Genomic DNA, 14,884 nt, shown 5'->3' with positions numbered 1-14,884 from the left:
ATATCTGGCTCCGGGGCGCTTTAACCCCTGAGCCAATACCGACAAAATTCCCTGATTGATCCACCCCTTACATTCACGTGCGGCATTAATTCGGCTTTTATCTTGGTTATCATCACTCCACCGTTTTATGCCGCAGTTGCCACCACTGCCAGCCCCAAAGTAGTGCGATAGCCAGTGCAAATATCACACCGAACCCCACGCCGACTGCCACCACGGGCACCCCAAGTTTGACCACCATTGAGAACAAACCCAGCATTAGCAGCATGGCGGTGTTCTCACCCAGATTCTGCACGGCGATAGCATTACCCGCACCAACACTCTGTTTACCGCGCTCTTGAAGCAAGGCATTGAGTGGCACCACAAAAAATCCGCCCAAAATCCCAATGATAATCAACAATAAATAAGCCATTGGCATACTGTGTTGCAGGGCAAAAATGGCCACCACCACCCCAATCAACACACCTGCGGGTAGGCAGCGTTTCACGGTTTTAAGGGTAACAAAGCGCGCGGCAGCCCCAGCTCCAACCACAATCCCTATCGCCACCATGGCATTGAGTAAGGTCGGCGTGGTGTTGTCGGTGATCCCTAACGCGATAGGCACCCAGAGTACCAACAGGAAGCGCAGCGTGACCCCTGCCCCCCAAAACAGGCTGGTTCCCGCCAGTGAGAAGCGGGTTTCGCCGTCACGCCATAGGAGCCGACAGGCGGTAAAAAAACTGCTCGTCATCGCCCGAGGCCGCCATGAGCTGCCTGCTCGGGCAGCCGCTAAACGTGGAATAAATAAATTGGCGACCACTGCAATGGCGTACACCAGCGCACAGGCCCCTAAGGCGGCAATCAAATTCCAGTCGGCCAGCACACCGCCGGCCACTGAACCCAGTAAAATAGCGGCGATAGTCGAGGCTTCCATCATGCCATTTGCTTTCACCAGTTGTTCGCCGGAGGTTACCTCACCCAAGATGCCATATTTAGCCGGTGAATAAGCCGCAGCTCCTACACCCACCAGGCTATAGCCTAAGAATGGATTGAAACCAAAGCAGATCACCAGCGCGCCCGCTAACTTCAAGCCGTTCGCCACCATCATCACTCTCCCTTTCGCGAAGCTGTCAGCAAACTGCCCGACAAAAGGTGCCAGAATGATATAGGTCGCGACGAAAGCCATCTGCAAAATGGGCTGGCTCCAGTCGGGATATAGCTGCTGCTTAATAAGTGCCAGAGTGGCAAAAAGCAGTGCATTATCGCCAAACGCCGAGAAAAACTGCGCGCAGAGTACTGCGATCATCCCTCGGGATAACAAAGGTTTATCGGCTATTGCTTGCTGACTCATAGACTCATCTCCGGATCTTCCGCCATTTTGCTTAACGTCACAAAGTCAGGTTTGCCACTGCCGAGTAGCGGCAACGCTTTCACCACCCGAATATCACGCGGAACGGCCAGCTCCGGCACGCCGCTCTCGCGCGCAGCTTTTATCAATTGCTCGCGGGTCATTCCACTGTCGGTGGTAAACAGCACCAAAGCTTCACCTTTGGTACTGTCAGTTTTAGCCGCCGCGGCATGTTGCCCTTCTGGCGAGATCCGCAGTGCCAGTTGCTCCACGCTCTCCAGTGAAACCATTTCGCCCGCCAATTTGGCAAAACGCTTCATTCGGCCGCGAATAGTGCAAAAACCCTGCTCATCAATGGCAACAATATCACCGGTGTCATACCAACCGGCCTCCTGTTCGCCCTGCGCATTTTCAGCCGAAGGTTGCTCCAGTACTGCGGGATTTTCTACCCGCAGGTAGCCACGCATGATATTGGGGCCGCGTAGCTGCAAACGCCCCCCTTGGTAGATACCCGGCACCTTAATCAATCGGGACTCCATCCCCGGCAGAATGCGGCCGACACTATTCACTTTCGCCGCCATCGGCACGTTTATTGCCACCACTGGCGCGCACTCAGTGACGCCATAGCCTTCCAGAATACGAATGCCGAATTTATCCTGCCAAATCTGCTTGGTGCTATCGGCTAACTTCTCGGCTCCCGCCACCACATAGCGCAAGCGAGCAAAATCATAGGGGTGCGCAAAGCGGGCGTAGTTGCCCAGGAAGGTTGAGGTGCCAAACAGCACGGTACAGTTGCGGTCATACACTAACTCAGGTACTACGCGGTAGTGCAGCGGGCTGGGGTAAAGAAATACGCGGCTACCGGTCATCAGCGGGGTGAATAGCCCCACGGTCAGACCAAAAGCATGGAACAGCGGCAGTGACGACATAAAGCGATCACGAGGCGTAAAGTCGGCAATAGTGCGGATTTGCTCGACATTCGCCAATAAACTGGCGTGCGAATGCACCACCCCTTTCGGATTGCCTTCAGAGCCGGAGGTAAACAAAATCAGGGCATTGTCATCTGCCTGCTGTGGCAGCATCGCCCGGCGTGGGCAGCATAAGTGGAATAAAATCCATAACTTATCTGCGAGTGTCACGGTATCTTTGAGATCTTCCAGATAGACCCAATTGGCCTCAGTCACCTGTTCCGGCAGATGGGTCAGCTTGCCTTTATCCAGAAACTGGCGCGATGTGACAATAGTTTTCAATGAGGCCGCAGTAATCGCACTCTTCAGCCCCTTGGCACCCGATGTGTAATTCAGCAGCGCCGGAATGCGCCCGCGCACTGAAGCCCCGAAAATAGCCGCCGCCGTGATGGTCGCGTTTGGCAGTAACATGCCAACGTGCTCCCCCGGCGCGGTAAAACGTTGCAAGATACGGCTGACACCAAGGATCTTCTTCAGCAACGTTTGGTAACTATCCTCCTTAAAGGAGATATCTTCGATACAGGGCTTAAAGCGCCCATAGCGAGTTTGGGCCGCCAGCAGCGCTTCAAACAGGGTTTCCCGTGGCACAATAGCCATCCGGGCCGCCATCATAATGGCATGTAAGCGCTCACCAGCCAGCACCCGGCGCTCACGGGCGCGCGGCGCTTGCGGCATCGGTAGATGGGTGGCGGGTAAGACATAAATGCTGATTTTCGGGAACCAGCGGACTTTCAGTACCTCAGCTAATCGGCCAAAGCGGCTAAATTCGGGGCCTTCCAACCGGATGGGAATCACCGCTGCACCAGATTTCGCGGCAACAAATGCAGCACCATCATAGATTTTCATCAATGAACCGGTCACGGTGATGCGCCCTTCAGGGAATATCACCACCGGCCTGCCCTGTTCGACCATTCTGACCAACTGTTTGATGGCCATGGGTTTGGTGGGATCGAGGGCGACAAAATCGACGTATGGTTTGAGCCAGCGCATAAACCAGCTCTCTGTGACGCTGGAATAGACCGCAAAAACCGGCTTAATCGGCAGAAAGAGCGCTAACAAAATACCATCAAGGAAAGAGACATGATTGGGCGTAATGATCAGTTTCTGATGCGTAAACTGGTCAGTGACCCCCTCAATGGTGACACGAAATAACCCACGAAAAAGAGTGCGCAGCAAGCGATAAACCATCTCTGTCTCTCTATAAGCCAATGAATCCGATAAAGAGAGAATACTATAATAGTGGAAGATTTATCTGCAGGGAGAGGCTGAAAGTGGCGGGCGCGAACAAATAAAAAAAAACCTACGCATCTGCGTAGGTCGGTGCAAATCAAAAACTGGTTTTTAACACACAGCGTATGTTGATCACTCACCAATTAATACCTCTGGGACAATCAGGATAGCCACTTGTGTGGTGCCACAGCTAGCTAGCAATCGAAACATTTGCGTGCAAAGTGTAACCAGCAGTGAACATTGTCAAAAAGGCGAAAAGGTTTGTAATTCATTGCAGTAGGCCCCCTATTCACAAAGCGCGACCTCAACTAAACAACTCATCGCATTCGGCCCTTGGGTCAAGGGAGAGGTTCCGATATCCAAGGTCAGGACATTAGGATTACCAGATTGCTCCACTTTATGCTGCTTGCCACCAAAACCGGGATCAAACCAGGCACCGGTTGCCATCAGCACCACACCACGGGTCACGCCATCAGTAATCCGCACCCCCGCCAGACAATTGCCCCGTAAATTGCTGACTTGCACCTGACTGCCCTCAGTTATCTTGCGGCTGGCCGCATCTTGTGGATGCATATAGAGCGTTTCACGACCCGCAGTTTTATTCCCCTGTGCTAATGGTGCGGGATCGAGCTGACTGTGCAGGCGATCTGCCGGTTGAATCGAGATCAAATGCAGCGGCCACTGCTCAGCTTCCGGCGCGCCCAGCCACTCTACCGGCGGTTTCCACTCGGCGTGTGGCGCAAAATCGGCATATTGGTAACTGGCGATCTTCTCACTAAATAGCTCAATTTTGCCACTGGGCGTCTGCAGTGGATGCGCCTGTGGATCGCTGCGGAAGTTATCAAAGAACACGAACTCTTGCTGCGGTGCCGGAAGATCAACATGGCCCCGTTGCCAGAATGTCGCAAAATCTGGCCACTCAACCCCGTGCGGCTGTTGGGCAACACCGCACTCCTGGTAGATATGCCGAATCCACGCCATCTCATCGCGGCCCTCGGTAAAGTCGTCGCGATAACCCAGCCGCTCAGCCAGATCGGCAAAGATATCAAAGTCGTTGCGGGCCTGATGCTGTGGTGCAATCGCCTGATGCATCGCCAGAACATAGCGATCCCGTGATGAGCCGCCAATATCATTGCGCTCCAGCGAACTGGTCACTGGCAGCACGATATCCGCCATTTTAGCCGCCGGTGTCCACCAGATATCCTGCACAATCACCGTGTCCGGCTTTTGCCACCCCTCCACCAGCCGATTCAGCTGTTGATGATGGTGGAATGGATTGCCACCCGCCCAATGCACCAAATGAATATCGGGATAGCTGTGGGTTTCGCCCTGAAACTCATAAGGCTGCCCCGGTTGCAGCAGCATGTCACAAATCCGCGCCACCGGGATCGCCAGCCCGGAGGGATTTTTGCCCACCGGCATCGTTGGCCCAGGGGTGTCGATACGCGGGTTACCCACCCCATTCATCGATCCGTGACCAAATGAGAAGCCGCCGCCGGGCAGCCCCACTTGCCCCAACATGGCCGATAGTGCAATTACCATCCAGTAAGGTTGTTCGCCGCGGTGGGCGCGCTGTACTGAATAGGAGCAGGTCATAAAGCTACGCACACCAATAAGTTGCTGTGCTAATTGGCTAATTCTTGCCGCCGGAATGCCGGTAATCTCACTGGCCCAATCCGGTGTTTTCGCCACACCGTCATTCACGCCACGGATGTAATCCGCTAATTGCTCATAGCCCACACAGTGAGTGGCGAGGAAAGATTCATCCTGCCCATCAAAGCGTTGGATTTCATAAGCCAGCGCCAGCATCAGTGCCACATCGGTATTCGGGCGGATCGGTATCCACTCCGCATTAACAAAAGCGGGGCAGTCGTCTCGCATCGGGCTGATGTTGATAACCGGCGTGCCTTTTTGCGCCAGCTTCTCCAGCCAGGGTTTCAGTGAGTGTTCCGCCGAACCGCCAGAAGAGACTTGGGCATTTTTCAGTGCCAGCCCGCCAAAGGCGAGAAACAGTTCGCAATGATCAACCACACTCGGCCAAGATGTCACCCTGCCGGTCAGCGGGCTAAAAGTCCCAATCACATAGGGCAGGAAGAACTGTGCCGATCCCCAGCTGTAATTGCCCATTTGATCGACACCACCACCGCCAGCGAAATAGAAACGCCGGACTAATGAGCGCGCGTGATGTAAACGCCCTGCAGAAGACCAACCGTATGAGCCGGTAAATAGTCCTGAAGGGCCATAGCGATCCCGCACCCGGCGACTCTCTTCGGCCACTAAATCCAGCGCTACATCCCAATCTACCTCAACAAAATCTTCCCGTCCGCGCAGGGTGCGATCACTCTTCTCCCGCTGTTGTAGCCATGAACGCCGTATTGCTGGCTTGCGAATACGTTTGTCGGAATAAACCATCGGCGTGATGGATCCCAGTAGTGGCGAAGGGTTGGAGTCATCGGCAAAAGGCTCACAGCGGATCAACTTGCCATCTTCGACGACAGCAGTATAAGCGCCCCAGTGGGCAAGCTGGGGGTAACGGATGATGGACATGGGTGTCTCAGACGATTAATTAGAACATAAACGTAACACTCATCAGGCCATAAAACCAAAGCACAATTTCGACTAAATATGATGCTTTGGTACTAAGGAAAATGTCGACGACCGGGGGTCAATAAAGCATCTGGATTCGCGAAAGCAACAGCTAATGCGCCTAATTGCTTTTTCTTTAGTTTTTTCTCACCAAGTTGCGATCATCCCCCCTTGCGGGCAAGGCAGTTTTCCGCAAAACTGAGTGATGTAAGCGATTACCCTAAAAATCTCTGGAAGAAAAATGGCCACTATTAAGGATGTTGCCAGGCTGGCGGGTGTTTCCGTCGCGACGGTATCTCGTGTTATCAATAATTCGCCTAAGGCCAGTGAGGCATCACGTGTGGCGGTATCTAGCGCCATGGAGCAGTTACAGTATCACCCCAATGCCAATGCCCGCGCGCTGGCCCAGCAATCCACCGAAACTGTCGGTATGATTGTCTCTGATGTGTCAGATCCCTTCTTTGGTTCAATGGTAAAAGCGGTAGAACAAGTGGCCTATGCCACCGGTAATTTCCTGCTGATTGGTAACGGTTACCATGATGCGGAGAGAGAGCGCCAGGCTATCGAGCAACTGATCCGCCATCGCTGCGCCGCACTGGTGGTTCACGCCAAAAAATTATCCGATGAAGAATTGACTTCACTGATGGAGCAGATCCCCGGTATGGTGCTGATCAATCGCACTCTGCCCGGTTTCGAAACCCGCTGTGTCGCATTAGATGATCGTTACGGTGCCTGGCTGGCAACTCGCCATCTGATTCAGCAAGGCCATAAGCGGATAGCGATTATCTGCTCCAACCACCAGATTTCCGATGCCATTGACCGGCTGCAGGGCTATCTGGATGCACTAAAAGAGTTTGATATCGCCGTTGATGATCGTTTGATCTCTTACGGTACACCGGATGAGATAGGTGGCGAACAAGCCATGACCGACCTGCTTGGCCGTGGCAAACATTTCACCGCCGTCACCTGTTATAACGACTCCATGGCCGCTGGCGCACTGTCGGTTCTCAGTGATAACAGCATCGAAGTGCCGCAAGAGATCTCACTGATCGGTTTTGACGATGTGTTGATCTCTCGCTATTTGCGGCCACGACTGACCACCATCCGCTATCCGGTGGTGGCGATGGCAACACAAGCGGCGGAGTTAGCACTGGCGCTGGCTAACCATACCCCGTTGCCAGAGATAACCAATATGTTTAGCCCGACACTCGTGCGCCGCCACTCTGTCGCCAGCCCGCAAGCCGTGACAGAGGAGTGAAGCGGGGGTTACCGCTGTTAAACCAATTCTAACGCGATCAGCTCTTCGATGGTTTGCCGACGGCGGATTAAACGCGGCTGCCCTTGCTCGAACAGCACTTCCGGCAATAACGGGCGGCTGTTGTAGTTAGATGACATCGACGCGCCATAAGCGCCGGTATCATGGAACACCAGATAGTCGCCAATTCGGGCCGCAGGCAGTGGCCGCGTCTCTAGCCCGCCCCCCGCTTCCTGAGTAAAGACATCACCTGACTCACAAAGCGGGCCACCGACCACCGTCTCAATAAGCGGTTCAGCGCTGAGTGAGCGCCCATCCGCCGGTAGCAGCGAAATATGGTGGTAGCTGCCGTACATCGCAGGGCGCATCAAATCGTTAAAGCCCGCATCCACCAACACATAGTGACGGCTACCCATCTCTTTAACCGCCCGCACCTGCGCGATTAGCACACCAGACTCCGCCACCAGAAAACGGCCCGGCTCAATTTCCAGGCTGACCGGATGACCCAAGTGGGCGGCGATGCGCTCACGGGCGCTGTTCCATAAGCCGTAGTAATGCTCGGTATCAATCTCATCATCGCCAAACTGATAAGGGATCGACAAGCCGCCGCCTGCCGAAATTGCGCTGATATCCTGCCCCAGTGTTACCACCTGCTCAACCATCGCGTCACAGACCTGCTCCAGATGTTGGTAGTCAACACCCGAGCCAATGTGCATGTGAATACCGACCAGGGTTAAACCGTACTGCGCTATTTTCTCGATAGCCTGCGGTAGATCTTGATACCAGATGCCGTGCTTGCTGTTTTCACCCCCCGTATTGGTTTTCTGGCTGTGACCATGACCAAAACCTGGGTTGACGCGCAGCCAAACTGGATGACCGGGCGCGTGTTGCCCCAGTTGATCCAGCATGTCGATGGAGCCGGCATTGACCGGAATAGTTAACTCCGTCACCCGCAATAGTGTGGCCTGATCCAGCAGATCGGCAGTAAACACAATTTCAGCCGGTTCTTGCCCCGGCTGGAAACCAGCAACTAACGCGCGCTCAATCTCACCCAGCGAGACTGAATCCACTTTGACACCCTGCTCACGCATCAGGCGCAGAATATGAATATTCGAACAGGCTTTTTGCGCAAAACGGATCACATCAAAGTGGCGTAATTGATTGATACGTTGAGTAATAATATCGCCATCATAGGCCCACACCGGGCAGCCAAAACGCTCAGGCAGAGCAATCAGGTTTTGGGCAGTCAGAGCTGAAGAGGTGTCGTTAAGTGCGCGCGGCATAGGGCTTTCCTAATAATTGGGTCAATCAATATGTTGGGCGAAAGGAGCGGTTTCGCTGATACCTTATTATTAACAATCCTGTTCTTGTTATGAAAATATCTATTTAGCCTGAGTCTATTCATTTATGATATGGGTTAGACTATTTTTACGCCACCGCAGGAGCGCCGTGATGCCCGCCATTTCTCTACGACAAATCGAAATATTTCATGGTGTGATGACCACTGGCAATCTGACGGAAGCGGCACTGCTACTGCAAACATCACAACCCACGGTCAGCCGTGAACTGGCCCGCTTCGAGCAATTAGTCCAACTAAAACTCTTTGATCGCGTGCGCGGCCGCCTTTACCCAACAGTACAAGGCTTGCGGCTATTTGAAGAGGTGCAGCGCTCCTATTACGGCCTTGACCGCATCCGGCAAGCTGCCGAGGGGATCCGCCAATTCCAACAGGCACAGCTATCGATTGCCTGTCTGCCGGTGTTTTCGCAATCACTGCTACCCGCAGTGTGCAAACCCTTTATTGAAAGCTACCCGGAAGTGAGCTTGAGTGTGATCCCGCAGGAGTCCCCCTTACTGGAGGAGTGGCTCTCAGCCCAGCGCCATGACCTGGGGCTGACCGAGAATACCCAGACTCCAGCCGGGACATTGCGCCATGCACTGATGACGGTAAATGAAGTCTGTGTATTGCCCAGCGACCATCCATTGCGGGAAAAATCCGTGCTGACGCCACAAGATTTCCAGGGCGAAAACTTTATCAGTCTGTCAGTCACCGACAGTTATCGCCAACTGCTGGATAATCTATTTACTGAACAAGGCATTAGCCGCAGGCTGGTGCTGGAGACTCACAGCGCCGCATCGGTTTGTGCCATGGTGCAGGAAGGGGTGGGCGTATCAATCGTTAACCCACTGACGGCATTGGATTATATCAGCAAAGGGATGGAGGAAGGGGTTTGCGTGCGGCCTTTCAGTGTCGAAATCCCCTTTACTATCAGCCTGATACAGCCGATACATCGGCCATCATCCGCCTTGGTGGATACCTTTATCGAGCATTTAAAACGGCAGGCAATCACCTTCCAGCAGCGGCTGGACATGGTGATCACCCAACAATAGTCAACTGATACTGACTTAACTAAGCTGCTTTCACCTTACCCGCCCGCGCACGGGAGAAGGTAAACAGGCACAGCAACAGCCCGATAACCGCTAGTCCCGCCGCTGCCAGTGGGACCGCCGTCAAACCGAGTCCGCGCGCAATGACCATACCGCCCACCCACGCGCCCAACGCATTGCCGACATTGAATGCCGCAATATTCAGTGTCGACACCAAATTGGGCGCTTTTTTGCCATAGGCGACTACGTTGATTTGCAAGGCTGGCACCGCCGAGAATGCCGCCGCAGACCAGAGAAACAGTGTCACCTCCGCCGCGAATAAGGAGTAGCTGGTCCAACTGAACAGGGCAGAAAATACCGCAATTAGCAAGAATGTCATGGTCAGACTGACGGATAAGCGCCAGTCGGCTAGCCGCCCACCGACAATATTCCCCAGTGTCAGGCCCACCCCCATCAGCAATAGTGTCCAACTGACACCCTGCTCAGAAACCTCTGTCACTTCGGTCAAAATAGGTGCGATATAGGTAAAGAGAGCAAACATCGCGGCGGCAAAAAAGACCGTCATCAGCAGAGAGAGCCAGATCCCGCCCCCCCGTAATGCGGCAATTTCCTTACGTAATTCGGTCGGAGCCTCTTCCAAAGATGAGGGTAACTTGCGGTAGAGCGCGGCCAGAGAGAATAAGCCAATAACCGAAACTACCCAGAATGTGGATCGCCAGCCAAAAGTCTGCCCCAGCGCAGTCCCCAATGGTACGCCGAGCACATTGGCGAGGGTTAAGCCAGTAAACATCAGTGCTACCGCTGAAGCTCGACGATTGGGCGCGACCAGATTGGCGGCCACCACCGCCCCAATACCAAAAAAAGCCCCGTGGCACAACGCGGTAATCACCCGCGCCAGCATCAGGAAATCATAGCTATATGCCATGGCGCACATCAGGTTACCGATAATAAAAATCACCATCAGCAGCAATAATGTCTTTTTACGCGGTAGCTTAGCCGTCAGCACCGCCATGATAGGAGCGCCAATCGCCACCCCTAGCGCATAACCACTGATTAACCAACCGGCGGTCGGAATCGAGATGTGTAAATCACCCGCCACCTGAGGCAGCAGCCCCATAATGACAAATTCGGTGGTTCCAATAGCAAAGGCACACAGTGCTAATGCCAACAGCGCAACAGGCATAATAGAAGCTCCCAGTCAGACAATATTTACCCGCCATATAGGTAGCAGGCAAATCAAATTATTACCAGTAATGGTTATTACCGCTGTAACTTCAGTTAGGCAGCGGGTGCGTGGCGAACCACTCCACCAAAAAATCTAACATTGTTCTTAATGTTGCGGGCATTTGTCGCCGAGAAGTATAGATGCCGTAAATACCCATAGCCTGCGGTTGATAATCAGGTAATAACCTAATCAGCTCCCTGCGGGCAATATAAGGCGCGGCAGAGTAGCTGGGCTGCAAGGTGATACCAGCCCCCTCTAACGCCCCGCTGAGTAAAACCACCGACTCATTGGCGCTCAAATTCCCCCCGACGGCAACAGATGACTTCACGCCCTGCTGGTCAAAATGCCATAAACTTTTACCGAAATAGGAGTAGGTCAGGCAGTTGTGTACCGCCAGATCAGATGGCTCTTTTGGCATTCCCCTGGCAGATAGATAAGCTGGTGAGGCGCAGACCACTGAATGACAAATAGCGAGTGGTCGAGCTATCAAATTAGGGTCTAGCTCATTGGTAATACGTAATGCCAGATCAATACGTTCTTCGACTAAATTGACTGCGCGATTATTCATTTGCAAATCAACCGCAACCTGCGGATAGCGGCGCAGATAGTCAGTGACGGCAATCACCAGCGCGCTCTGCCCGAGTGACTGAGAGCAACTGATGCGCAATAAACCATGCAGGCCGCCGCTCTCCGGCCCCACCACGGCATTCATATCCTGAGCAAACTCCAGCATCCGTCGGCAGCGCTCAAGTGTCGTCTCCCCCGCGTGAGTCAGACTCAACTTTCGGGTTGTCCGGTGCAGTAATCTCACCCCTGCCCACTGCTCCATCTGCGCCAGATAGCGTGTCACCATGGCGCGTGACATCGCCAACGACTCGGCGGCGGCAATCATACTGCCCCGCTCAACAATCGCGACAAAGACCTCTGCGGCGGTGATTCTATCCATGATTAGCCCGATTTACGCAACAAACAATTGCTCATTATCGGGTTTTTCTATCGATATATGCAATCTATTATCTAGCCCATACCCAGTCACTCTCAGGACAACCCACATGTTTAACAAAACACGATTACAAACTATCTTCGCCGGTATGGCTATTTTTGCTGCGGTATCAACGGCTAATGCTGCTGACACCCTAAAAATGGAGGTCTACAACCCCGGAGAAAAAAGTATCTTCCCGGTGTCGTCGGAAATTATCAGCGGCAAAACTGAAGTGGCCTTAATTGATGCCCAATTTCAGCGCAATGACGCCGAAGCGCTAGTGAAGAAAATCCAGCAAAGCGGCAAAAAACTGACCACCATCTACATCAGCCAGGCAGATCCCGACTTCTACTTTGGTCTGGAGGTGATTACCAAAGCGTTCCCACACGCCAAAGTGCTCGCGACGCCGCAAACTATCGAAGAGATCGAGGTCACTCAGGCGGGTAAAATGGCCTATTGGGGGCCAATTTTGAAAGAGAACGCGCCGACCCATGTGATTGTGCCACAACCGCTGCAAGGTAAGAGTTTTACGATTGATGGCCACCAGATTGAGGTTGAAGGCTTAGACGGCCCATCACCAGAAAAAACCTTTGTCTGGATCCCATCATTAAAAGCGGTAGTCGGCGGAGTTGCGGTCTCCGGTAATATCCATTTATGGGTTGCTGATACCCAAACAGCAGAATCGCGCCAGCACTGGCTGACAACATTAGAAAAGATTAAAGCTTTACAACCTGTGACTGTAGTTCCGGGGCACTATCTGGATAATGCGCCACAAACATTGGCATCAGTGACCTTCACTCAGAACTATTTGACCACATTAAATGCAGAGATCCCTAAAGCAAAAGATTCCGCTGAGCTGATAGGGGCGATGGAAAAACATTATCCTGAGCTAAAAGATAAATCCAGCCTGGAATTAAGTGCCAAAGTATTAAAAAACGAGATGAAATGGCCTCAGTAGAGGCAGCTAGAATTAATCGACACTCAACTCTGCCATGCCAGCAAATAACATATATGCCAGTAAATAAAATAGAGGAAGCCATAATGGCCGCTACAAAATTGCATTACATTTTCGATCCATTATGTGGCTGGTGCTATGGTGCTGCGCCATTGGTTCAAGCCGCGCAAGATATTGCTAATTTAACACTGATATTGCACGGCGGCGGAATGATGTCTGGGGCCAATCGCCGGCAGATTGATAGCCAATGGCGCGGTTATGTTATGCCCCACGACCAACGTATTGCCCAGTTAACCGGGCAAACCTTTGGTGACGCTTACTATAATCATTTACTGAATGATACTTCAGCCGTCATGGACTCCACGCCACCTATTGTTGCCATTCTGGCAGCAGAGGCGCTGGCTGGACGCGGAGCCGATATGCTGCATTGTATTCAGCAAGCGCATTATATAGAAGGCCGACATATTGCTGCCCCAGAAGTGTTAGCTGAACTTGCCACGGATATTGGCCTGAGCAGGGATGCGTTTATTGACGCGTTCAACACCGCTCAGGCAGCATCCACCCAGCATATTGCTGAAAGTCGCGCTTTACTGGCGAAAGTGCGCGGACATGGATTTCCCACATTTGTACTGCAAGACGAACAGGGAAAAATGACTGTTCTACCCGCAAGTGACTATTACGGTAACCCATCAGCCTGGGCTGAGATGCTGCAAAACAGTATCGTGCACTAAAAACTGATGGCGACCTCCTCAACAAGAGGCTGAGCAGGTCGCTTCATGGCGGGCAAACAAAAACGGGCCACTGATTGATTGAGTTGATACGTTTGTTTTTGTAATGCTTCGGATGCGCGCGTTGATTGCTCAACTAACTCCGCATTCAACCTTATGACTTCATTAATCATTCCCACTTGCGTGGTGATATCTTCGATACCTTCACTTTGAAAGTGCGATGCCGCTGATATTTCTGCCATCAAATCCGTCACTTTTTTAACTGCATCAATGATTTCCCGTAAGTTATCACCAGAACGTGCGACGAGAGCGGAGCCTGCGGATATAGATTTCGAAGAGCTATAGATCAACTGCTTAATATTCAGTGCGGAATTGCCACTCTTATGCGCTAACATGCCCACTTCTCGCGCCACAACGGAAAATCCACGCCCATGCTCACCGGCATGGGCCGCTTCAATGGCTGCATTTAACGCCAAAATATTGGTTTGAAAAGCCACCGACTCAATCAAAGTAATAATTTCGGTTATCTCCCTTGAACCGGTAGAGATATCAGCCATGGAACTCACCACACTCGACATCATCTCTCCCCCCTGACTGGCGATCACTTTTGTCTTATTTGCCAAATAATTAGCTTGATCGGCACTCAGCGAGTTCTCTTTTATATTGCTATTTTTAGACAATCCTTGCCCAATCTCGGTTAACCCTTGATACAGCTGCTGATAACTCTCCTTTAAGGCGATGAGCTCATGGCGATCATCATGGACAGAGAGTTGCAATAGTTGACTATAATTTTTCTGTGACTGTTGCATGGATTCCAGTGCTTCGCTCAAGAGGCTATTCCAACTACCTTCTGAGCCAGTCTCTTTATCCACCATATACGATTGAGCTTATCACTGGCAATTAATAGCTCCATTCGCGCACGATCCATTAACACCTCCTGTTGATGGCTATAATTTGCACGTTCAACATTAACTTTAGTGTTATCTAATATATAAGATAAATACCCTATAGAAAAAAGCTGTAATAAAGAGAAAAGGCTAATAACCAATATCAGACCAGAGAGTATGCCAAACCTGCCGTTACTAAATAGCCCTATACAGTTAACATTTAATATAAATTTCACAACAAAAGACTTAATGCGTGAGAACATTATTTTCACACTTAGTTATGGTTGATATATCTATATTACCCATCAATTATAACAGCAATATTTCAAAAAATGCAGGTGTTGATTATAAAACAA

Annotated in this window: 10 protein-coding genes and 1 pseudogene; 4 read left to right on the top strand and 7 right to left on the bottom strand. The window is 51.9% G+C overall.

Going from position 1 to position 14,884, the window contains the following annotated elements:
* Positions 1-112: 112 nt before the first annotated feature.
* The 3 genes from lplT to AACW11_RS03755 all read right to left on the bottom strand — a co-directional run bounded on the left by lplT (position 113) and on the right by AACW11_RS03755 (position 6,069).
* Positions 113-1,327 (bottom strand): lysophospholipid transporter LplT, encoded by a 1,215-nt coding sequence (gene lplT, locus AACW11_RS03765; protein ID WP_212586020.1) that lies wholly within the window; start codon positions 1,325-1,327, stop codon positions 113-115.
* A complete protein-coding gene (aas, locus tag AACW11_RS03760) occupies positions 1,324-3,480 on the bottom strand; it encodes a bifunctional acyl-ACP--phospholipid O-acyltransferase/long-chain-fatty-acid--ACP ligase (protein ID WP_212586019.1) in 2,157 nt (718 codons plus the stop codon). Before aas ends, lplT begins: the two co-directional genes overlap by 4 nt.
* A 327-nt stretch (positions 3,481-3,807) precedes the next feature.
* Positions 3,808-6,069 (bottom strand): molybdopterin guanine dinucleotide-containing S/N-oxide reductase, encoded by a 2,262-nt coding sequence (locus AACW11_RS03755; protein WP_212586018.1) that lies wholly within the window; start codon positions 6,067-6,069, stop codon positions 3,808-3,810.
* Between the two features lie 280 nt (positions 6,070-6,349).
* Here AACW11_RS03755 and galR point away from each other — a divergent pair, with 280 nt between their 5' ends.
* Positions 6,350-7,366, top strand: a complete 1,017-nt coding sequence (gene galR / locus AACW11_RS03750) for an HTH-type transcriptional regulator GalR (RefSeq protein WP_212586017.1) — start codon at positions 6,350-6,352, stop codon at positions 7,364-7,366.
* 17 nt (positions 7,367-7,383) lie between these two features.
* Here the strand turns inward: galR and lysA are convergent, their stop codons facing one another.
* Entirely contained in the window at positions 7,384-8,646 is a 1,263-nt protein-coding gene (gene lysA / locus AACW11_RS03745; RefSeq protein WP_212586016.1) for a diaminopimelate decarboxylase, read from the bottom strand.
* A gap of 169 nt (positions 8,647-8,815) precedes the next feature.
* On the opposite strand from lysA, the gene AACW11_RS03740 reads away from it, so the two are divergent.
* Positions 8,816-9,754: a LysR family transcriptional regulator gene (locus AACW11_RS03740; protein ID WP_212586015.1), complete on the top strand. Its 939-nt coding sequence runs from the start codon at positions 8,816-8,818 to the stop codon at positions 9,752-9,754.
* 19 nt (positions 9,755-9,773) lie between these two features.
* On the opposite strand, the gene AACW11_RS03735 is transcribed toward AACW11_RS03740, so the two are convergent.
* Positions 9,774-10,934, bottom strand: a complete 1,161-nt coding sequence (locus tag AACW11_RS03735; protein ID WP_212586014.1) for an MFS transporter — start codon at positions 10,932-10,934, stop codon at positions 9,774-9,776.
* 91 nt (positions 10,935-11,025) lie between these two features.
* Positions 11,026-11,922, bottom strand: a complete 897-nt coding sequence (locus AACW11_RS03730; protein ID WP_212586013.1) for a LysR family transcriptional regulator — start codon at positions 11,920-11,922, stop codon at positions 11,026-11,028.
* 106 nt (positions 11,923-12,028) lie between these two features.
* Here AACW11_RS03730 and AACW11_RS03725 point away from each other — a divergent pair, with 106 nt between their 5' ends.
* Together AACW11_RS03725 and AACW11_RS03720 are read left to right on the top strand one after the other, a co-directional pair.
* Positions 12,029-12,916, top strand: coding sequence for an MBL fold metallo-hydrolase (locus AACW11_RS03725; RefSeq protein ID WP_212586012.1), 888 nt, complete (start codon positions 12,029-12,031; stop codon positions 12,914-12,916).
* A gap of 83 nt (positions 12,917-12,999) precedes the next feature.
* A complete protein-coding gene (locus tag AACW11_RS03720; RefSeq protein ID WP_212586011.1) occupies positions 13,000-13,644 on the top strand; it encodes a DsbA family protein in 645 nt (214 codons plus the stop codon).
* Here the strand turns inward: AACW11_RS03720 and AACW11_RS03715 are convergent.
* A pseudogene (locus tag AACW11_RS03715) lies at positions 13,641-14,791 on the bottom strand (methyl-accepting chemotaxis protein). The gene AACW11_RS03720 and the pseudogene AACW11_RS03715 sit on opposite strands and share 4 nt — an antisense overlap.
* Positions 14,792-14,884 lie beyond the last annotated feature (93 nt).

It is taken from the genome of Yersinia sp. Marseille-Q3913, assembly GCF_963892745.1.
Taxonomy (GTDB): domain Bacteria; phylum Pseudomonadota; class Gammaproteobacteria; order Enterobacterales; family Enterobacteriaceae; genus Yersinia; species Yersinia bercovieri.
This window is presented reverse-complemented; position numbering and strand designations above follow the sequence as displayed.